The organism is Streptomyces sp. NPDC058257 (genome assembly GCF_042881845.1).
GTDB lineage: Bacteria > Actinomycetota > Actinomycetes > Streptomycetales > Streptomycetaceae > Streptomyces.
This window is the reverse complement of the sequence record NZ_JBHVXJ010000008.1, coordinates 259,155-278,202: the sequence shown is the minus strand read 5'-3', so window position 1 is coordinate 278,202 and position 19,048 is coordinate 259,155. Positions and strand designations below refer to the sequence as shown.

The following is a 19,048-nucleotide window of genomic DNA, read 5'->3' as shown; positions in this document are numbered from 1 at the left end:
CCCCACGGGATATGACAGATGTGCGGGCGATCGTGCGAGTTTTCAGTTGAGGAGGCACCTGTGACAACGGCTGCGGGACCCCCGGTACGAGGCCGATCCACCCGGCAGCGCGCCGCGGTGGCGGCGGCCCTGGGCGAGGTGGACGAGTTCCGCAGTGCGCAGGACCTGCACGACATGCTCAAGCACAAAGGCGATTCGGTCGGCCTGACCACGGTCTACCGGACGCTCCAGTCCCTCGCCGACGCCGGCGAGGTCGACGTGCTCCGCACCGACGAGGGCGAGTCGGTCTACCGCCGCTGCTCCACCGGCGACCACCACCATCATCTGGTCTGCCGGGTGTGCGGCAAGGCGGTCGAGGTCGAGGGCCCCGCGGTGGAGAAGTGGGCGGAGGCGATCGCCTCCGAGCACGGGTACGCGAACGTGGCGCACACGGTCGAGATCTTCGGCACGTGCGCCGAGTGCGCGCAGGCCGCCGCGGAGCGGAAGTGACCTGAACGTACTGACGTACTGAACGGCCTGTGGGCCCGCACCGATGAGGTGCGGGCCCACAGGTCCATGGGGCAACTGTCAGGCCCCTGCGTCAACTGTTCGCGATCTCTTCCTCGTTCGGGATCGCCCCGCCGAAGCGGCGGTCGCGCCCGGCGTACTCCAGGCAGGCGCGCCACAGGTCACGCCGGTCGAAGTCGGGCCACAGGACGTCCTGGAAGACCATCTCGGCGTAACTGGACTGCCAGATCAGGTAGTTGGAGGTGCGCTGCTCGCCGCTCGGGCGCAGGAACAGGTCCACGTCCGGCATGTCCGGGTAGTACATGTACTTGGCGAAGGTCTTCTCGTTCACCTTCGACGGGTCGAGCCTGCCCGCCGCGACATCGCGGGCGATGGCCTGCGCGGCGTCCGCGATCTCGGCACGGCCGCCGTAATTGACGCAGAAGTACAGAGTCATCGCGTCGTTGTCGACGGTCTGCTCCTGGGCGACCTGGAGCTCCTGGACGACGGACTTCCACATCTTGGGCATGCGGCCCACCCAGCGGATCCTGATGCCCAGCTCGTTCATTTCATCCCGTCGCCGCCGGATGACGTCGCGGTTGAAGTTCATCAGGAAGCGGACCTCGTCGGGCGAGCGCTTCCAGTTCTCGGTGGAGAAGGCGTACAGCGAGAGGTTCTTGACGCCCATCTCCAGGCAGCCCTTGAGCACGTCGAGGACGACGCCCTCGCCGACCTTGTGCCCCTCGGTGCGCGGCAGCCCCCGCTCCTTGGCCCAGCGCCCGTTGCCGTCCATGACGCACGCCACATGCTGCGGCACCAGCTCGCCGGGGATCTTCGGCGGCCGGGCGCCCGAGGGGTGCGGCTCGGGGACCTTGTACTCACGGCGGGACCGTCCGAGGATTCCGCGTCGTGCCATGGGGGGCTCTCTCCTACCTAGCTGTTCTCTGTGACGTCTGTCGTCACGTGGTCTTCTCTACGTACCGCAATGAGCGGAGCCCGCGCTCCAAGTGCCAGTGCAGATAGGCGGAAACAAGCCCGCTGCCCTCCCTGACATGCCGTGCCTCGCACGCGTCCGCCGTCTCCCAGTCTCCGGTGAGCAGCGCGCCGAGCAGGCCCAGGGCTTCCAACGAGGGTACGACGCTGCCGGGCACCCGGCAGTCGACGCAGACGGAGCCACCGGCGGCCACGGAGAAGAACCGGTTCGGACCGGGCATTCCGCACTTCGCGCAGGAGCTGAAGCTGGGCGCGTAACCGTTCACGGCGAGGGAGCGGAGAAGGAACGCGTCGAGGATGAGGTGCGGCTCGTGCTCGCCGTTGGCGAGGGTCCGAAGGCCGCCCACGAGCAGTAGATACTGCTGCACGGCGGGCTCGCCCTCATGATCCGTGAAGCGCTCGGCGGTCTCCAGCATGGCCGTACCGGCGGTGTAGCGCGCGTAGTCGGTCACGATTCCACCACCGTACGGAGCGATGGTCTCACTCTGCGTGCACAGAGGCAGTCCCCTGCCGATGAGTTCGCTGCCGCGCGAGAAGAACTGCACGTCGACGTGGGAGAAGGGTTCGAGCCGTGCCCCGAACTTGGACTTGGTGCGCCGCACGCCACGGGCGACGGCGCGCACCCGGCCATGGCCGCGGGTGAGCAGCGTGATGATGCGGTCCGCCTCACCCAGCTTCTGGGTGCGCAGCACGACGCCGTCATCACGGAACAGACTCATGGGCCCATTCTCGCGTACGGGACCGACAGCCGTGGCCGGGGTGGGCCGACGGCCGTGACGCAGTGGCTCCAACCCCTGACCGCCAACCCCTATCCATATGACTCACACCTGACAAAATGCCCGCATGAAGAGTGATCTGTTCTCCACGGAGCACATGGCGCAGCAGTCCGTCGCCCCCGGGATGACGCTGCAGAACGCCAAGTCCATCAAGTACGCGGTCAACGGCGAGATGCACGCGCGGCAGGGCGCGATGATCGCCTACCGCGGCGATCTGCAGTTCGAGCGCAAGGGCCAGGGCGTGGGCGGCATGCTCAAGCGGGCGATGACAGGAGAGGGTCTGCCGCTCATGGCGGTGCGCGGCCAGGGAGAGGCCTGGTTCGCGAACGAGGCGCAGAACTGCTTCATCGTCGACATGGAGCCCGGTGACGTCCTCACCGTCAACGGCCGCAACGTCCTGTGTTTCGACGCGACGCTCTCGTACGAGATCAAGACGGTGAAGGGCGCGGGTGTCACGGGCGGCGGCCTGTTCAACAGTGTCTTCACGGGCGCCGGGCGGCTCGGCCTCGTCTGCGACGGCAGTCCCCTGGTGATCCCGGTCTCGCCGCAGCAGCCGGTGTACGTCGACACGGACGCGGTGGTCGGCTGGACCGCGAACCTGGACACCACGCTGCACCGCTCACAGTCCGTCGGCTCCATGATCAGGGGCGGTTCCGGCGAGGCGGTGCAGCTGATGCTGCGGGGCGAGGGGTACGTCATCGTGCGCCCGAGCGAGGCGACTCCGCAGAAGCCGCAGCAGCACTAGCGGGTGGGCCCGGCCCCTAGCGGGCGGGTCGGGCCCGGTCGGGGTGGCTGATCGCTTCCCAGGGGGCGAGGTTCCACGGGCTTGTCCGGTTCGCCGGGTCGAGGAGGGCCCTCAGGTGGGCGTCGGATGCGGCCTGGGGCGCGGGGAAGCTCTCGTCCTCGCTGCCCCGGAGGCTGTCCCGCCAGACCTGCCTGCCGAGGAGGTAGTGGTCGGCGTACTCCTTCCAGGAGGAGTACGTCCCCGCCACCGTCGGCACGACGTTCTTGAGCCGGGCCCAGGTGTCCGCCTCGCTCAGCATCCCGCAGGCGAAGCCGCGCCGTGAGATGTCCACGTAGAGCCCGATGTCCCAGGCCAGCGGTGCGACGCCGAGGCGCCGCTGGGCCATGGCGCGGTAGCCGGTGCTCGCGAGCCCGCTCAGGCGCCCGAGCAGTTGCTCGGGCGCGGTGATCTCCCACTGATCGGCGAGCCACTTCCCGGCCTTGCCGTCGTCGATGCGGGTGAACGGATAGAGGGTCGTCCGGGACGTGTCCTTGTCCCGGCTCACCGGCGCGCCCAGCGACACCATCCAGAGCTGGTGCATGGTGAGCGGCGTCGGATACCTCGACTCGACCCTTGGCTTGCTCCACTTCCATATGGCCATGCGCCCGCACCTTACGTCACGGGACTTCACCCCGACTTCGTGCGTTCGCGTAGGCGGTGGCGGCGCTGATCCGCTCGGAGTCCGTGGCGGTCCTGAGCAAGTCCGGCTCGCAGTCCCACTCCCGTCCGCCGCCGACGGGACGGAGCTGGACGTAGGGCCCTTCATGCCCCATGACCCTGCCGACCCGGCCGGTACGGGTGTCCACGGCGTAGGCGCCGATGGGGAGGTTGCCGATGGGGAGGTCCAGGTTCATCACCGGCCCTCGCCTTCGACACCGGCGGCGCGTGACGGGGCGACGGCGAGGCGCAGTGCCGTGTCGACGGAACACCCGCCCAATTCGATGCGCGGACAGGGTGCTTCGCGGGGCCAGGATGTGGGGTCGATCCGCGATGACGGAAGAATAATTCCGGCCCCCGCGAGTTCGGCACGCAATTCCTGCACGGTCTCCTCCGCTTCTTCGGCGCATAGCGCCGAGTGCGCCTTGCTTTCAGTCATGACGTGGCTCCCCTTTCCCATCGGATTTCACGCTTCGGGTCTCGATGGTGGCCGGTCCGACCTACACTCGGCAGCAGTCTGCGCTCTACAACTGCGGCACAAGTGCGACGCGGCGGAGGGTGGTTGGCCATGGCCAATGGTTCACGTCAGGCGGCGTGGGAGTTCTTCGGGGCGGAGCTGAAGAGGCGCCGAGAGGATGCCGGTTTCACACAGTCGGCACCAGGGGTACAGGTATTTGTTCCCGGTGGATACATCGGCCAGTTCGAACAGGCCATTCGTAAAGCGCGGTTGGATGTCGCGCAGCGGATTGATGAGATGCCGCAAACCGGCGGCCTTTCGAGCGGTTACGCCGCAAGCTGATCTATGACAAGCGGTACACCGATTACTTCGCCCCGCGGCAGAAGTGGCAGTTCCGGTACGAGACGATCGGGCCGCGCGTCCGCCGGACCCACCTGCTGGAGTGCTACGGGAGGAGATCGCGGGCGGCGGTGAGGATGCCGGCCACGCGGGGGAAGTCCTTGAGCTGGTCCAGGAGCGAGTCGAGCGCGGGGAGCAGGCATCGCGGCGGGACCCCACGAGCTGCCAGGATGTCCGCGGTCCACGTGATGAACCGGGTGAACAGGGCCGGGTCGTCGACGTAGACGGCCGTGGCGAGGTAGCCGACGATGAAGTCGATGTCCTCGACGGTGCGTTCACGCTGGTACTCGCTGTACCGGCGCATCTCGGGAAAGCCGTCCTCGACGTCGGCGAGGGTCTGCTTGACCAGTTGCACCTTGGTCCGGCGGATCATCGTGTACTCCTGGTCGCCCAGGTGGGGCAGGTCCAGGTCCGGCAGGCGGGCCGCGAGCACGCCGGGTTCCATCAGGTTCCGGCCGAGCAGGGTGGCCGCGCCAGGTGCGTCCTCGGCCCACTCCGCCCGCATCAGCCGCGCGTAGCGGCCCTGTGGACCGAACGCGGCTCCTCCGGCGAGTACCGGAACGCCGACGCTCTGGCATGAGGCGATCGCGTTGTGGGCGCCGGGCAGAAGTGTCGGGATGGACGAGGACAGCAGCACCGCCTGCGCACGGGTGCGGTGCACGTGCGCGACCAGATGCTCGGTGGGGACCTGCGCCCCGAGGTAGTCGACGCGCCAGCCCCGCAGTCGCAGCACCTCGCTGAGCAGACGTGCGGGCAGGGCGTGCCACTCGCCGTCGACACACGCCACCAGGACCCTGCCCACGAACGTGCCGTCGAGAACGGAGGCGGTGGCCTCGGCGACCGCCGCGACGCACCGTTCGCTGATCGCCGTGGCGGCGTGTTCCTGCGCCACCGTGATCTCGTTGGCCGCCCAGGCCAGACCGACCCGCTCCTGGGCCGGTGCGATCAGTTCGAGCAGGACCCGCTCGCCCGCGGCACGATCCGCTGTGCCGAGCGCGCGACGCACGACGGCGACGGCCCGGGTCTCGTCGCACTCGCCGAGCGCCCGCCACAGCTGATCGCGCGGCTCGGCGAGGGAGTTGGCGTTCTTGTCACCGCTCACGCGGCTCACCTTCTTGGGTTGGTTCGTTGACAGCTGTCAGACGGTCGCCGCCCGTCGGCCGCGGCGGGGCGCCGATCGCCAGAACGGCCATGTCGTCGTGCCGGCCCTCGCCCACCCACTGGGCGACGACCATCTGCACGCGTTCGGTGATTACCTCGGCCGGCATCCCGGCGCACTGGGACAGCACGGACCGCAGCCTGTCCTCGCTGAACATCACGTCCCCCAGCGGCCCACCGCGCGCTTCGGTGATCCCGTCGGAGTACAGCAGGCAGGTCTCACCCGGTCGCAGGGCGACTTCGGCGGTCGTGAACTCGACGTCGGCGAACGCGCCGATCAGTGTGCCGCTGGTACGGGTCTCCTCGACTTGGCCGGTGGTGCGCACGATGAGCGGGGCGGGATGGCCCGCGCTGGATACGCGCAGCCGTACCCATGCGTCCTGCTGTACCGCGGTGGCCAGGACCAGTGTCACGAAGGGGGTCTGGTTCGAGGCCAGGAGTGCGCTGTTGAGGAGGGTCAGCAAGCGGGTGTGGTCGGCGGCGAACGGCACCAGCGCCTGAAGTGCGTTGCGAACCTTGCCTGCCGTGATCGCGGCCTCAAGGCCCTTTCCGCACACGTCACCCAGCACCGCGAGAGTCTCGGCCTCCGGTGTGGCGGCGGGGTGCAGGTCGTAGAAGTCGCCGCCGACGCGTTCGCCTTCCGCCGACGCACGGTAGCGGCCGGCGAAGCAGATGCCGTGCACCCGGCCGAGGGCGGGCGGCAGCAGGTCGCGCATCAGCACTTCGTTGACGCGCGCCTGGCGGGTGTGACCGCGGGCCATGGACAGGGCGGCACCGGCACGTGCGGCGAAGAGCTGGGCGAAGGCCTCCTCGCCGGAGGTGAACGTCGCTTGCCCGCGACGGCGCAGCAGGACAAGACACCCGGCAGGCACACCGTGCCCGGGCAGCGGCACCACGGCCACCGAACCGATGTCGGCGGCATCATCCACGAAACCCTCGGGCATGGCCCAGGACGGCACCTGGTGGGGATCGATCCAGCGGGAGGACACAGCGGGAAGCCCCGCCAACGCCTCGGCCAGACCGGGCAGTTGTCCGGGCTCCAAGGCGACCCGCTCCTGCGTCACCGGCCCGCCCGTGGCGCACCGCGTCACAGGGAAAAGGCGTCCATCCCCCATCCCGACGATGACCGCCGCGTCCGCCAGATGCCGCGCCGCCCGTTGCACGGTCACCGCCATACAGCGGTCGAGGTTCAGCGAGGCAAGCAGCTCGGAAGAGAGCTCCTGCAGCAACCCTGCTCTGGCCCGCTCACGCGCCAACTCCAGCGCCGCACCGTCAGGGACACTGTCGCCGGCGACCAGCCACCAGGTGACCGCACCATCCACTCCCGCCCCGGCGAGCGCCTTCACCCGACGCCCGCCGATCCGGCCACCCGCCCATGCCGACGCCCCCTCCCCCGCACCACCGACACGCCGCGCATGGGCCTCGACCAGCCAGGCGGGCGCCACGTCACCCAACGCCACACCGATACCGACGCGCGCCAGCAGAACACCGGCCTGCTCGTTATGAGCCAGCACGATGCCGTCCGCGTCCACGGTCACCACCGGATACGGATCACGGTGCTGCGTGACAGGTCCGACACCACAAGGGCTCGTCTGATCCGAAAAGGAGACCATCGGCCTGGAACCCGCTGGCGGGGATCCCCACCCCCCATCTACTCGAAGGCAGGTAACCACCAAATTACCGACGGCATATGTCTATCGACTGCACTTCGCGGAACGGCCAACCCTCAAGCCCCGACTACTGAATAATCCGCCCAGCACAAGCGCCCAAGAGACCGGATCGCAAGAAAGCCCCCCGCCCGACACCGGCCCCCGACAGCTCCCGGAAGTACCGCACCTCCATCCGCCCCTCGCCCACCAGCGTGTTCGGCGAGCAGAGACGCATGCCGTGCATCGAAATCAACGAAGCAGGCAGCCCCACGATCACGGACGGACCTCGCGAGGTACTCCCGGTTCCCACGCTCGAAGGGAGCCCCGCCCCGCCCCCTCCCGCACCGGAAAATACTGCCGCGGAGTCAGCCCCACGATGCGGTGGAACGCGGCGACGAACGAGCTGGCGGAGGCGTAGCCGACCCGCCTGGCCACCGCCTCGGTCGTCATGCCCCCGGCGAGCATCGGCATCGCGGCCCGCATCCGCAGCCGCTCGCGCCACTGGCCGAACGCCAGGCCGGTCTCGGCGGAGAAGAGCCGGGCGAGGGTGCGGGCGCTGGCGCCGACGGCCCGGCCCCAGTCCTCCAGAGGGCGCCCGTCGGAGGGGTCGGCGACGAGTGCCCGCGCCACCTCCCGCGCGCGAGGGTCCTTCGGCCGCGTCACAGAGACGCTGGTCACCGGGACGGGGTGGAGCACGTCGAGGAGGACCCGCTCCGCGCGGGACCGCGCGTCCAGGGCGAGGTCGTCGCGGAGCAGGTGGTCGATCAGGGCGCGCACGAGCGGTCCGGCGGCGAGTACGGTCGGCTGCCGCGTCCAGGTGACGGACGCGGGGCAGCACGCCGGGTCGACGTACGGACTCCGCATCACCGTGTCGCCCTCGGCCTCCGTCGCGTGGGGCAGTCCGGCGGGGATCCACAGGGCGAGTGAGGGCGGCAGCAACCAGGATCCGTCGTCCGTCCTGATCCGCAGCAACCCCTTCGCGGACCAGGCGAGTTGATGCACGGGATGCTGATGCGTCGCGAACTTCACGCCGCGCGGCATGGTGAAGTCACCGACGAAGATGGCGGTCAGCGCCGGGGAGAGATGTCCGGTCTGCGACATGGGACGGCAGCCTAGCCCGTGGTGGACACGGAGGGCCCGGATCTAGCGTCGTCGGTATGCCAATGAACCGAGTGCATCGCAAGTTCTGCAGTTCCCAGAAGTGGGCTCGGATGGTCAAGGACCGCATCCTTCCCTGGGCACTCGAAGAGGTCGAACTCGGCGACGAGGTACTGGAGATCGGCCCGGGTTACGGCGCCAACCTTCGCGTACTGGTGGACCAGGTACCCAGCCTCACGGCGGTGGAGATCGACGGCGACACGGTCCGTCTTCTGGAGCGCGAGTGGGGCGATCGCGCCCGCATCCTGCACGCGGACGGCTCCGACATGCCGCTGCCCGACGCCACGTACTCCTCGGTGGTCTGCTTCACGATGCTGCATCACGTCCCCACCGACGTACTCCAGGACCGCATCTTCGCCGAGGCGTTTCGCGTACTGCGCCCCGGCGGCGTCTTCGCGGGCAGTGACGGCCAACCGAGCCTGCGCTTCCGGCTCCTGCACTTCCGCGACACGATGAACACCCTGCCCCCGGCCGAACTGCCGTCCCGCCTGGTCGCCGCCGGCTTCAAGGACCCGGTCGTGGACAGGCACCCGGAGAGCGGAGCGCTGCGCTTCCGGGCGCGGAAGCCTACGGCCGGTTGAGGCCCCGGGGGGGCTTCGCCCGGCCTCGCGCGGCTCCCCGTCGCCGGACCCAACGCCCCTCACCCGAATGAGGGAGATCAGCCGCGGACCACGACCACCGAGGAGTCCCGGGGATCCATCCGCACGTGCATCCGCTCCCCCGCCTCCGTCACCCGCGTCCGCACCTGCACCCCCTCCGGGAGGTCCGGCAGGACCGGAGTCACGCCGCACTCCGCTCGCACCCTGTCCAGGAGTTCCCGCATCTCCTTCGGGGTCGGGCGCGTGCCCAGGTACCAGGCCGTGCCCTCGCCGTACGTGTGGCGGGTCACCGCCGGGGAGCCGGAGGCGAAGGTGGTGATCGCCTCCGCGCCCTCCAGGTGGATCTCCTCCGACCAGGAGCCGTCCGGGCGGGGGTCGAACTCCTCCACCCAAAGCCCCAGGAGCTCACGGAAGGGAGCCGGGTAGCCGCCGGGATGGACCCGGTCGTGTTCGTCCGTGATGCCGGAGAAGTAGGACATGACCAGGGCGCCTCCCTGCCTCACGTACGAGGAGATCCGTGCCGCGGTCTCCTTCGAGACCGAGTAGAGATTGGGGACCAGGAGCAGGCGGTACTCGGTCAAGTCGTCCGGCAGACCCCTCGACCCTCCGTCCACCGGCACCACGTCGCACGCCACCGACGCGTCGTACAGCGGCTTGTGGTGGGCCAGGGCCGCGTCGAGGAGTGTGACGTCCGTGCTGGGGTGCGCGTCCAGTTCGAGGGCCCACCAGCTGGGCCAGTCCAGGAGCAGGGCCGCGTCCGCACGCTCGGGGCGGGAGCCAAGCAGCTCGGGGTAGCGGGCCAGTTCAGCGCCAAGCTCCCGCACCTCCCGGAAGATCCGCGTCTCGCGGCCCCCGTGCGGCACCATCGCCGAGTGGAACTTCTCCGCTCCCCCGCGCGACTGCCGCCACTGGAAGAACAGCACCGAGTCCGCACCGTGCGCCACCGCCTGCCAGCTGTCCAGGCGCATCCGGCCCGGCGGCTTCCTGCCGTTGCGCTCGCGCCAGTTCACCGCGCCCGGGGCCTGTTCGAGGAGCAGCCACGGTTGGCCGCCCTTGAGGCCGCGCATGACGTCGTACGAGAAAGCCGTCCGGTGGAGCGAATCCGGATCGTGCGGGTCCGGGTACGAGTCGTACGCCACCACGTCCAGGTGCGGGGCCCACGCGAACAGGTCCAGCGTCTTGGCGATCGGGACGAAGTTCGTCGTCACCGGCACGTCCGGTGTGATGCGGGTCAGGGTCTCCTTCTCCGCCAGACAGCACGCGAGGAGTTCGTCCGACGAGAAGCGCCAGTAGTCCACCTGCTGGGCAGGGTTGCGGAACGACGGCGCCTCGCGTGGGGTGTGGATCTCCTCGAACGTGCCGTACCGCTGCGACCAGAAGTCCGTCGACCACGCGTCGTTGAGGGCCGCCACCGTCCCGTACCGCCCCCGCAGCCACGTGCGGAACGCCGACGTCGACACCTCGCAGTGGCAGTGGCGTGAGATGTGACAGCCGTATTCGTTGCCGATGTGCCAGAGCGCCAGGGCGGGGTGCGTGCCGTAGCGCGTGGCCAGGCGTTCCGCAAGGCGTACGGCGTAACGGCGGTAGACCGCGCTCGACGGGCACCAGTGCTGGCGCGAGCCGGGGTACAGGCGCGTGCCGTCCTCCAGGACCGGCAGCGTCTCCGGGTGCAGGCGGGTCAGCCAGGGCGGCGGGGACGCCGTCATCGTGGCGAGGCTGACCGCGACGCCCGCCTCCGCCAGGCGGTCCATGTGGCCGTCGAGCCAGGCGAAGTCGTACGTGCCGGGGGCGGGCTCCGTCCTCGCCCAGGAGAAGATGCCGAGCGTCACGAGGTTCACGCCCGCCTCGCGCATCAACGCGCTGTCCTCCGCGTGGGTTTCGGGGCCCCACTGCTCGGGGTTGTAGTCACCCCCGAACCCCAGCGACGCGACCCGGTCATAGAAGTGCCCCAGTCTCGCCCCAGGCAGCTCGCTCACCTCGCGCTCACCTCGCCCAGCTCTCCCCTCTCGCCCAGCTCACGCCCCACCCTCATCCCACGCCCCTCGCCCCCTGCTGGGACCGCGCCGCGATCCCCCGGAAGTGATCCGCCATCGCCCGCTGAGCCCGCTCCACGTCCCGTGCCCGCAGCGCCGTCACGATGTCCCGGTGCCTGCTCACCGTCACGTCGGGCGCCGGGTCGCGGACCCACCCCCGCACGCCCGCCACCCGGTTGAACACGTTCCAGAACGCGCCGAGCAGCTGCGGCACCAGCTCGTTGCCCAGCGCGCGGTAGAGCGTCTCGTGGAACTCGCGGTCCAGCTCCGGGAAGGCGGCTCCGCCATCCGCCGACTCCTCCATCTTGCGCACCAGTGCCTCAAGTTGGCGCAGCTCCTCGTCCGTGAGCAGCACCGCCACCCGGCGCACAAGCCCCTCCTCAAGCACCTCGCGCACCTGAAGAATCTCCGCCAGGGCATGCGTGTCGTCGCCGAGTTGCACCAGTGCGCGAAACGTCAGACCGTCCGCGAGCGGTGTCAGCGACGCCTGCCCCACATATGTCCCGTAGCCGTGTCTGATCTCCACTATGTCCAGCGCCTGGAGGGCCTTCAGCGCCTCGCGCACCGAGTTCCTGCTGACCCCCAGCTCCTCCATCAGCTCGGCCTCGGTGGGCAGCGGCGCACCGGGCCGAAGCCGCCTGTCGAGGATCAACTGCATGACCGAGCGCCGGACTTGACTGCCCACACGCCGTTCGCGGGCTGGCTCCTGAGGCATGCGGCACATCGTAGGCACGGATGACATCCCACGTCCCACCTCCGGACCGACATCGTTCCGCGCGGACCCGTCGACCACCCCAAATCGGATACGTGCGCGATCTCTTGACCGGCCATCTCGGCGCTCTTATGGTCACCACGCCACCATGACGTAGGACGTGGGATCTCTCAAGGGAGACATAGTGAGCGACCATGTGAGCGACCAGGCGAGCGACCGCGAGGCCCGCATCGGCTCCCCCGGCCCCGGACCCGCAGCCGCACCCGGCCGTCGGTCCTTCCTCAAGTACACCGGTGCGCTGGGCGCGGCAGCCGCCATCACCACCACGCTCTCCGCCTGCTCGTCGGGGCCCGAGTCCACGAACGACGCCGGAGGGGGCGGCGGCAAGGGCGGCGACTCCACCCTCACCGCCGTCATCGGCTATGGGAACGACGGCAGTTGGGACCCGACACAGACCGCGTCCGCCTTCGCGATGGCAGGCAACGAACACATCTACGAGGGTCTCCTCAACACCGACCCCATCACCCGCGAGCCGTATGCCGCCCTCGCCACGGAGATCCCCGCCGACGGCAAGGCGACCACCTGGAAGTTCACGTTGCGGCCCGGCGCCAAGTGGCACGACGGGAAGCCCGTCACCGCCGACGACGTGGTGTTCGTCTTCGACCGCATCCTGGACCCGAAGACGCAGACCCTGGCCAAGGGCTTCTTCGAGAGCTGGCTGAAGGAGGTCAGGAAGGTCGACGCGACCTCGGTCGAACTCGTCCTGAAGTTCCCGTTCCCGGACGGCCTCGCCCGTCTCTCCCTCGCCAAGATCATGCCGAAGCACGTCTTCTCCGAGCCCGGCGCCTGGGACGACGCGACCAAGGGCAAGGCGGTGGGCTCGGGACCGTACAAGCAGGCCTCGCACCACCCGAAGTCCAATACCACCTTCGAGGCGTTCGCCGACTACAACGGCCCGCGCAAGGCCGCCTTCAAGAAGATGAACTGGCTGACCATCGTGGACGCCGCGCCCCGCGTGGCGAAGATCTCCGGCGGCAGCGCGGACTCGGAGATCTCGGACAACATCCCCTACGCCAACATCGGACAGCTCAAGAAGGACGGGCTCAGCGTCGAGGGCGGGGCGGGGATGAACAACCTGTTCCTGATGTTCAACACCGCGCACAAGCCCTTCGACGACGTACGCGTGCGCCAGGCACTGCACTACGCCATCGACACCGAGAAGATGATCGAGGTCGCCCTCAAGGGGCACGGCAAGGCGTCGACCTCGTTCCTCAACGAGTCCAACCCCGCCTACCGCCCCGCGAAGTCGGTCTACGCGTACGACCCGAAGAAGGCGAAGAGGCTCCTGAAGGAGGCCGGGGTCACGGACCTGTCGATCAACCTCATGGCGGTGAACGTGAGTTGGATCGTCGACTGTCTGCCGACCATCAAGGCCTCATGGGACGCGATCGGCGTCAAGACGACGCTCGACCCGCAGGAGACCACCGCCGTCTTCACCAAGATGGACCAGAAGAAGGACTACCAGATCGTCGCGGCCGCATCGAACCCCAACCAGTTCGGCATCGACCCCGATCTGATCATGCACTACAACTACGGCCCCGAGAACTTGTGGATGGGCTATGCGCGCTGGGCCGGCAACTCCGTCGCCAAGAAGCTCTTCAAGGACATGGACCAGGCGACGCGCGAACCGGACGCGGGCAGGAAGAAGGCCATGGTCCAGGACTACATCGACACCGTCGCCGAGCAGGCGGTGATCTACCCGGTCGTCCACAACGAGCTGATGACCGCCTGGGACCCGAAGAAGCTGACCGGCGTCAAGGCCCAGCCCTACCCCGGCATCAACCTCCTCCAGGCCAAGTGGGCCGACTAGCCCCGCACCCCCGCCAGCCGGGCAACCAGCTCTTCCAGCACCATCGTTGGGAGTCATACACACGTGACCGCCATCGTCAGAATCCTGGCCCGCCGCCTCGCCCTCCTCGTCCCGCTCCTTCTCGGCATCGTCCTGTTCGTCTTCCTGGTGATGCGGTTCTCGGACATCGATCCGGCGTCGGCGTTCTTCCAGGGCGCCAACGCGACCCCTGAGCAGCTGCACCAGTTCCGCGAGGAGAACGGCCTGCTCGATCCGCTGCCGGTGCGCTACGTCGCCTTCGTCGGCGACCTGCTCCAGGGCGACATGGGCATCAGCGTGCTCACCCGCTCACCGGTGGTGGAGCAGGTCACCACCGCGCTGCCGCTCACCCTCCAGCTGACCTTCATGGGTCTCGGCATCGCGGTGGTCGTCTCGCTGCTGCTCGGCGTGAGCGCCGCGATCTACCGCGACCGGCTCCCCGACCAGCTCATCCGCGTCATCTCGCTGACCGGTGTGGCGGCGCCCGGCTTCTGGCTGGCGCTGCTCATGATCCAGTATCTGGCGGTGGAGGCGGGCTGGTTCCCGACCGGCGGATACATCAACCCCGCCGACTCCTTCACCGGCTGGCTGAAGTCGATGACGCTCCCGGCCCTCGCGCTCTCCCTGCCCGTGGCCGCCGGGCTCACCCGCATCATCCGTACGGCGGTGGTCGAGGAGCTCGACAAGGACTACGTACGGACGGCGATCGGCAGCGGCCTGCCCCCGGTCGTGGTCGTCGGGCGCAACGTCCTGCGCAACGCCCTCATCAACCCGCTGACCGTGCTCGGTCTGCGCGTCGGCTATCTGCTCGGCGGCGCGGTCGTCATCGAGACGATCTTCTCGCTGCCCGGCATGGGGAAGCTGATGATCGACGCCGTGAAGAACGGCGACCCGGCCGTCGTACAGGGAGTCGTCATCACGACAGCCGTCGGGTTCGTGGTCGTGAACCTGGTCCTCGACATCCTCTATCTGCTGGTCAATCCGCGCCTGAGGGAGGCCGCCTGATGATCATGTCGCGCAAGGCTCTGACCGAGCGGCTCTCGCGGCCCGGCATCCGGCCGCCATCGCTGAGCCGCCTCCCCGTCCTCTCCCGCGTCGCGGTGGGCGTCGTGGGCGTGGTCGTCCTCGTGGCGCTCTTCGCGCCGCTGCTCGCCCCGCACGACCCGCTCGACCAGCAGCCGCAGGTGGACGGCACGGGGCACCCGTCGGGCGACCACTGGATGGGCCAGGACAGCCTCGGCAGGGACATCCTGAGCCGGCTGATGTACGGGGCACGCTGGTCCCTGGCGATCGGGCTCGGGGCGACGCTGCTCGCCCTGATCGTCGGCGCGGTGCTCGGCGCGATCGCGGCGACCTCGCGCAAGGCCGTCGACGAGACCCTGATGCGGTGCCTCGACATCGTCATGGCGTTCCCCGGGATCGCGCTCGCGGCCGTCCTCGTGGCGGTCTTCGGCGGCGGCATCACCGTACTGATCTGCGCCATCGCCTTCCTGTTCACCCCGCCGATCGCACGGGTCGTACGCGCGAACGTGATGGATCAGTACGGCGAGGACTATGTCGTCGCCGAACGCATCGTCGGCGCCCGCACCCCGCACATCCTCATCAAGCACGTGGCCATCAACTGCGCCGCGCCGATCCTCGTCTTCTGTACGGTGCAGGTCGCCGAGGCCATCGTCTTCGAAGCCTCGCTGTCCTTCATCGGCGCGGGCGTACGCCCCCCGGACCCGTCCTGGGGCAGCGTCATCGCCGACGGCAAGAACATGGTGCTGCTCGGCGGCTGGTGGGCGACGGTCTTCCCCGGCCTCCTGATGCTGGTCACGGTACTGGCCCTGAACATCCTCTCCGAGGGCGTCTCGGACGCGTGGGCGGCGCCCGCGACCCGAGACGTGCCGGGCGCGGCCCGCAAGGAGGATCGTCTCGAAGCCCCGGAACCGGGCAGCGGCAAGGTACTTGAGCTGCCGGGTCTGACAGAGGCGGCCCAGCGCCTGCGCTCCCGCGCACGCCCTCTGCCGGAAGGCGCGCCGGTCCTGACCGTCTCCGATCTCGCGATCGGCTTCGACGCCCGGCACGGCGGGGTGGACATCGTGGACGGCATCAGCTTCCACGTGAGGCCGGGTGAAGTACTCGGCCTGGTGGGCGAGTCGGGCTGCGGCAAGTCGCTCACCGCGCTGACCGTGATGGGCCTGGAGCCGAAGGACGCACGTGTCGGCGGCGAAGTGATGTTCAACGGGCAGCAGTTGCTCGGGATGCCGATGCGGGCGCGCAGGCGGCTGCTCGGCCACGACATGGCGATGATCTACCAGGACGCGCTTTCGTCACTCAACCCGGCGATGACGGTCCGCGCCCAGCTCAAACAGGTCGTACGACGAGGTGGGCGCCGCACATCGGTCGAACTCCTCGAACTGGTCGGCCTTGACCCGGACCGCACCCTGCGCAGCTACCCGCACGAGCTCTCCGGCGGCCAGCGCCAGCGCGTCCTGATCGCGATGGCGCTCTCCCGCGACCCGAAGCTGATCGTCGCGGACGAGCCGACAACGGCCCTGGACGTCACCGTGCAGGCCCAGGTCATCCAGCTCCTCCTGCGCCTGCGCGAGGAGCTGGGCTTCGCCCTGATCCTCGTCTCGCACGACCTGGCCCTCGTCGCGGACGTCACCGACCGGGTGGTGGTGATGTACGGGGGCCAGATCGTCGAGACGGGCGTGACGGCGGACCTGGTCGAGGCCCCGTCGCACCACTACACGCGCGGCCTGCTCGGTTCGGTGCTCTCACTCGAATCGGCGGCGGAACGCCTGACCCAGATCAAGGGTGTCGTCCCTTCGCCCGCCGACTTCCCGGCGGGCTGCCGGTTCGCGGACCGCTGCCCGCTGGCGAGTGAGGTCTGCCGGACGACGGCGCCCGAACTCGTCCGGCTCGCCGGCGGGGCGCGGCATTCCATCGCCTGCCACCATCCGGCGGAGCAGCCGCCGAGAGTGCCGGAGCCCAGGGGAAACGAGGCCCTCCAGTGACCACCGAGAAGCCCGAGGACCTGATCTCTCTCGCGGACGCGCACGTCGTCCACCGGGCACGCTCGGGCGGGCTGTTCTCGCGGGATCGCGTGTACGCCCTCACCGGCGCCGACCTGACCATCGCGCCCGGCGAGACCGTGGGAGTCGTGGGCGAGTCGGGGTGCGGCAAGTCGACGCTCGCGAAGGTGCTGGTGGGGGTGGAGCGGCCGACGACCGGCACGGTGTCCTTCCGGGGCCGGGACCTGTGGTCGATGCGGCCCGCCGAGCGGCGTGCCGCGATCGGCAGGAACACCGGCATGATCTTCCAGGACCCGTCGACCGCGCTGAACCGCAGGCTGACGGTGCGGCAGATACTCCGTGACCCCTTGGACGTACACAGGCTGGGGGCGCCCGCTCGACGCGACGACCGTGTCCGCGAGTTGATGTCGCTCGTGGGCCTCCCCACGGTCCTGGCGGACGGGCTTCCCGGACAGCTCTCGGGCGGGCAGCGGCAGCGCGTGGCGATCGCGCGTGCGCTTGCCCTCGAACCGGAGCTCGTGGTGGCGGACGAGCCGACGAGCGCGCTCGATGTCTCCGTGCGCGCCCAGATCCTCAACCTCCTGCTGGATCTGAAGGAGCGGCTCGGCCTCGCCCTGGTCTTCGTGTCGCACGACATCCAGACGGTGCGGCGCATGAGCGACCGGGTCATCACGATGTACCTGGGCAGGATCGTGGAGGAGTCGCCTGCCCGGGAGATCCTGGACAGGGCGCGCCATCCGTACACGCGCGCGCTGTTCTCCGCGACGCCCGGCCTCCTCGACCCCATCGACCCGATCCCGCTCGTCGGCCCGGTGCCGTCGGCCACACGACCGCCGAGCGGGTGCCCGTTCCGTACGAGGTGCTGGAAGGCGGACGAGGTCTGCGCCTCCACCATGCCGGACTTCGCATCGACGCAAGGGTCGGGGCACCGCTACCGCTGCCACCACCCCGTGCGGGACGGCCAGTCCACGCACGAGCTAGTGATCCAGTCCGCCGCCACGGACGCGAGCCCCAGGGAGATTCCATGACCATGCCCACCCCGCTGACCGGTGTCGTCCCGCCCGTCTGTACGCCCCTGACACCGGAGCGCGAGGTGGATACGCCGTCGCTCATCAGGCTGGTCGACCACCTTGTGGAGGGCGGAGTGGACGGTCTGTTCGTGCTCGGCTCGTCGTCGGAGGCGGCGTACCTGACGGACGGGCAGCGCAGGGCCGTGATCGAGACGGTGGCGGGGCATGTGGGGGGTCAACTGCCCGTCCTCGCGGGGGTGATCGACATGACGACGCCACGGGTCCTGGACCATGTGCGCGCGGTGACGGGGGCGGGGGCCGACGGGGTGGTGGTGACGGCCCCCTTCTACACGCGGACGCATCCGGTGGAGGTGGCCCGTCACTTCCGTCTGGTGGCGGCGGGGTCCGCGGTGCCGGTCTTCGCGTACGACCTTCCGGTGGCCGTCCACTCGAAACTGGACGCGGAGTTGGTCCTTGAGCTTGCCTCGGAGGGGGTCCTCGCCGGGTTGAAGGACTCCAGCGGGGACGAGGGGAACTTCCGGGAGCTGGTGCTCGGAGCGCGGGGGCGGGCGGAGGTCTCGGGCTTCAGCGTGCTCACGGGGTCGGAGACGACGGTGGACTCGGCGTTGGCCATGGGGGCGGACGGGGTGGTGCCGGGTCTCGGGAACGTGGATCCGCATGGGTACGCGCGGCTGTACCGCTACTGCCGGGAGGGGGACTGGGTACGGGCCCGGGCCGAGCAGGAGCGGTTGTGCGGGCTCTTCGGGATGGTGCGGGTCGGGGGCGCCGGGCGGATGGGAGGTAGTTCGTCGGCGTTGGGGGCGTTCAAGGCGGCGCTGCATCTGCGGGGTGTCATCGCCTGTCCGGCCACTGCTGAGCCGCAGGTGCCGTTGTCCTCCGGGGAGGTTGAGCGGGTGGGGAAGTTCTTGGCGGGTGCGGGGTTGTTGTAGGCGGTTCCTCTCCTCTCCCCGGCCCCCGCCCCCCTGAGCCGACCGGGCTGTTTCCAGCCGGTCCGGCGTTTGAGGACGAACTCGGCGAAGCCGGTGATGACGGTGCGGACGGTGATGACGGTGCGGACGAGGCACAGGGCTCCCGCGCCGAGCGGGTTTTCGGGAAGGGGCGGGGTCGGGGAACGCCCCGCGGAGTCCGCCCCCACGCCGCCCCTGCCGCCCCTGCCGCCCCCGGCCGCACCAGCCCCGGCTCAGACGCCACGATCACCAACGCCGTCGTGCGGCGGTCTGTTCGGTCCGCATGACTCCCCCGGGA

Annotated in this window: 18 protein-coding genes and 1 pseudogene; 9 read left to right on the top strand and 10 right to left on the bottom strand. The window is 69.5% G+C overall.

The window, feature by feature from the left end; translation table 11 throughout:
• The first annotated feature begins 18 nt into the window (after positions 1 to 18).
• The gene (locus ACFVXC_RS21420; protein ID WP_389907339.1) at positions 19 to 489 is read left to right on the top strand and encodes a Fur family transcriptional regulator; all 471 of its coding nucleotides are present in this window, start codon (positions 19 to 21) and stop codon (positions 487 to 489) included.
• 91 nt (positions 490 to 580) lie between these two features.
• Here ACFVXC_RS21420 and ACFVXC_RS21415 read toward each other — a convergent pair whose 3' ends face one another.
• Together ACFVXC_RS21415 and recO are read right to left on the bottom strand one after the other, a co-directional pair.
• A complete protein-coding gene (locus ACFVXC_RS21415; RefSeq protein ID WP_389907337.1) occupies positions 581 to 1,402 on the bottom strand; it encodes an isoprenyl transferase in 822 nt (273 codons plus the stop codon).
• 43 nt (positions 1,403 to 1,445) lie between these two features.
• Entirely contained in the window at positions 1,446 to 2,198 is a 753-nt protein-coding gene (recO, locus tag ACFVXC_RS21410) for a DNA repair protein RecO (protein WP_389907335.1), read from the bottom strand.
• A 124-nt stretch (positions 2,199 to 2,322) separates the two neighbouring features.
• On the opposite strand from recO, the gene ACFVXC_RS21405 reads away from it, so the two are divergent.
• Positions 2,323 to 3,000, top strand: coding sequence for an AIM24 family protein (locus tag ACFVXC_RS21405; RefSeq protein WP_389907333.1), 678 nt, complete (start codon positions 2,323 to 2,325; stop codon positions 2,998 to 3,000).
• Between the two features lie 16 nt (positions 3,001 to 3,016).
• Here ACFVXC_RS21405 and ACFVXC_RS21400 read toward each other — a convergent pair whose 3' ends face one another.
• From ACFVXC_RS21400 to ACFVXC_RS21390, 3 genes are read right to left on the bottom strand one after another with little or no spacing between them, the layout of a single operon-like run.
• Positions 3,017 to 3,640: a DUF1266 domain-containing protein gene (locus tag ACFVXC_RS21400; RefSeq protein ID WP_389907331.1), complete on the bottom strand. Its 624-nt coding sequence runs from the start codon at positions 3,638 to 3,640 to the stop codon at positions 3,017 to 3,019.
• A gap of 16 nt (positions 3,641 to 3,656) precedes the next feature.
• A complete protein-coding gene (locus ACFVXC_RS21395) occupies positions 3,657 to 3,893 on the bottom strand; it encodes a hypothetical protein (RefSeq protein ID WP_389907329.1) in 237 nt (78 codons plus the stop codon).
• The gene (locus ACFVXC_RS21390) at positions 3,893 to 4,135 is read right to left on the bottom strand and encodes a hypothetical protein (protein WP_389907327.1); all 243 of its coding nucleotides are present in this window, start codon (positions 4,133 to 4,135) and stop codon (positions 3,893 to 3,895) included. The genes ACFVXC_RS21395 and ACFVXC_RS21390 overlap by 1 nt, the downstream gene beginning before the upstream one ends.
• Positions 4,136 to 4,264: 129 nt before the next feature.
• On the opposite strand from ACFVXC_RS21390, the pseudogene ACFVXC_RS21385 reads away from it, so the two are divergent.
• Positions 4,265 to 4,527 (top strand): annotated as a pseudogene (locus tag ACFVXC_RS21385) (transcriptional regulator); the annotation flags it as partial.
• Between the two features lie 71 nt (positions 4,528 to 4,598).
• On the opposite strand, the gene ACFVXC_RS21380 reads toward ACFVXC_RS21385, so the two are convergent.
• The 3 genes from ACFVXC_RS21380 to ACFVXC_RS21370 all read right to left on the bottom strand — a co-directional run bounded on the left by ACFVXC_RS21380 (position 4,599) and on the right by ACFVXC_RS21370 (position 8,460).
• On the bottom strand, positions 4,599 to 5,654 hold the full coding sequence (locus tag ACFVXC_RS21380; protein ID WP_389907325.1) for a B12-binding domain-containing protein: 1,056 nt from the start codon (positions 5,652 to 5,654) through the stop codon (positions 4,599 to 4,601).
• Positions 5,644 to 7,248, bottom strand: coding sequence for a PP2C family protein-serine/threonine phosphatase (locus ACFVXC_RS21375; protein WP_389907323.1), 1,605 nt, complete (start codon positions 7,246 to 7,248; stop codon positions 5,644 to 5,646). The genes ACFVXC_RS21380 and ACFVXC_RS21375 overlap by 11 nt, the downstream gene beginning before the upstream one ends.
• 384 nt (positions 7,249 to 7,632) lie before the next feature.
• The gene (locus tag ACFVXC_RS21370; protein ID WP_389907321.1) at positions 7,633 to 8,460 is read right to left on the bottom strand and encodes an AraC family transcriptional regulator; all 828 of its coding nucleotides are present in this window, start codon (positions 8,458 to 8,460) and stop codon (positions 7,633 to 7,635) included.
• A 56-nt stretch (positions 8,461 to 8,516) separates the two neighbouring features.
• Here ACFVXC_RS21370 and ACFVXC_RS21365 point away from each other — a divergent pair, with 56 nt between their 5' ends.
• A complete protein-coding gene (locus ACFVXC_RS21365; RefSeq protein ID WP_389907319.1) occupies positions 8,517 to 9,098 on the top strand; it encodes a class I SAM-dependent methyltransferase in 582 nt (193 codons plus the stop codon).
• Positions 9,099 to 9,175: 77 nt separating this feature from the next.
• On the opposite strand, the gene ACFVXC_RS21360 is transcribed toward ACFVXC_RS21365, so the two are convergent.
• Together ACFVXC_RS21360 and ACFVXC_RS21355 are read right to left on the bottom strand one after the other, a co-directional pair.
• Entirely contained in the window at positions 9,176 to 11,092 is a 1,917-nt protein-coding gene (locus ACFVXC_RS21360; RefSeq protein ID WP_389907317.1) for a beta-galactosidase, read from the bottom strand.
• A 52-nt stretch (positions 11,093 to 11,144) separates the two neighbouring features.
• Entirely contained in the window at positions 11,145 to 11,873 is a 729-nt protein-coding gene (locus ACFVXC_RS21355; protein WP_389907481.1) for a FadR/GntR family transcriptional regulator, read from the bottom strand.
• Positions 11,874 to 12,090: 217 nt separating this feature from the next.
• Between ACFVXC_RS21355 and ACFVXC_RS21350 the strand changes: the two genes are divergently transcribed.
• The 5 genes from ACFVXC_RS21350 (at position 12,091) to ACFVXC_RS21330 (ending at position 18,732) form a co-directional block, all read left to right on the top strand.
• Complete coding sequence (locus ACFVXC_RS21350; RefSeq protein WP_389907479.1) at positions 12,091 to 13,731, top strand: ABC transporter substrate-binding protein; 1,641 nt, start codon at positions 12,091 to 12,093, stop codon at positions 13,729 to 13,731.
• 63 nt (positions 13,732 to 13,794) lie between these two features.
• Positions 13,795 to 14,754 (top strand): ABC transporter permease, encoded by a 960-nt coding sequence (locus ACFVXC_RS21345; RefSeq protein WP_389907315.1) that lies wholly within the window; start codon positions 13,795 to 13,797, stop codon positions 14,752 to 14,754.
• The gene (locus ACFVXC_RS21340; RefSeq protein ID WP_389907313.1) at positions 14,754 to 16,754 is read left to right on the top strand and encodes a dipeptide/oligopeptide/nickel ABC transporter permease/ATP-binding protein; all 2,001 of its coding nucleotides are present in this window, start codon (positions 14,754 to 14,756) and stop codon (positions 16,752 to 16,754) included. Before ACFVXC_RS21345 ends, ACFVXC_RS21340 begins: the two co-directional genes overlap by 1 nt.
• Entirely contained in the window at positions 16,751 to 17,800 is a 1,050-nt protein-coding gene (locus ACFVXC_RS21335) for an oligopeptide/dipeptide ABC transporter ATP-binding protein (RefSeq protein WP_389907311.1), read from the top strand. Before ACFVXC_RS21340 ends, ACFVXC_RS21335 begins: the two co-directional genes overlap by 4 nt.
• Complete coding sequence (locus ACFVXC_RS21330; protein ID WP_389907309.1) at positions 17,797 to 18,732, top strand: dihydrodipicolinate synthase family protein; 936 nt, start codon at positions 17,797 to 17,799, stop codon at positions 18,730 to 18,732. Before ACFVXC_RS21335 ends, ACFVXC_RS21330 begins: the two co-directional genes overlap by 4 nt.
• Positions 18,733 to 19,048: the final 316 nt, after the last annotated feature.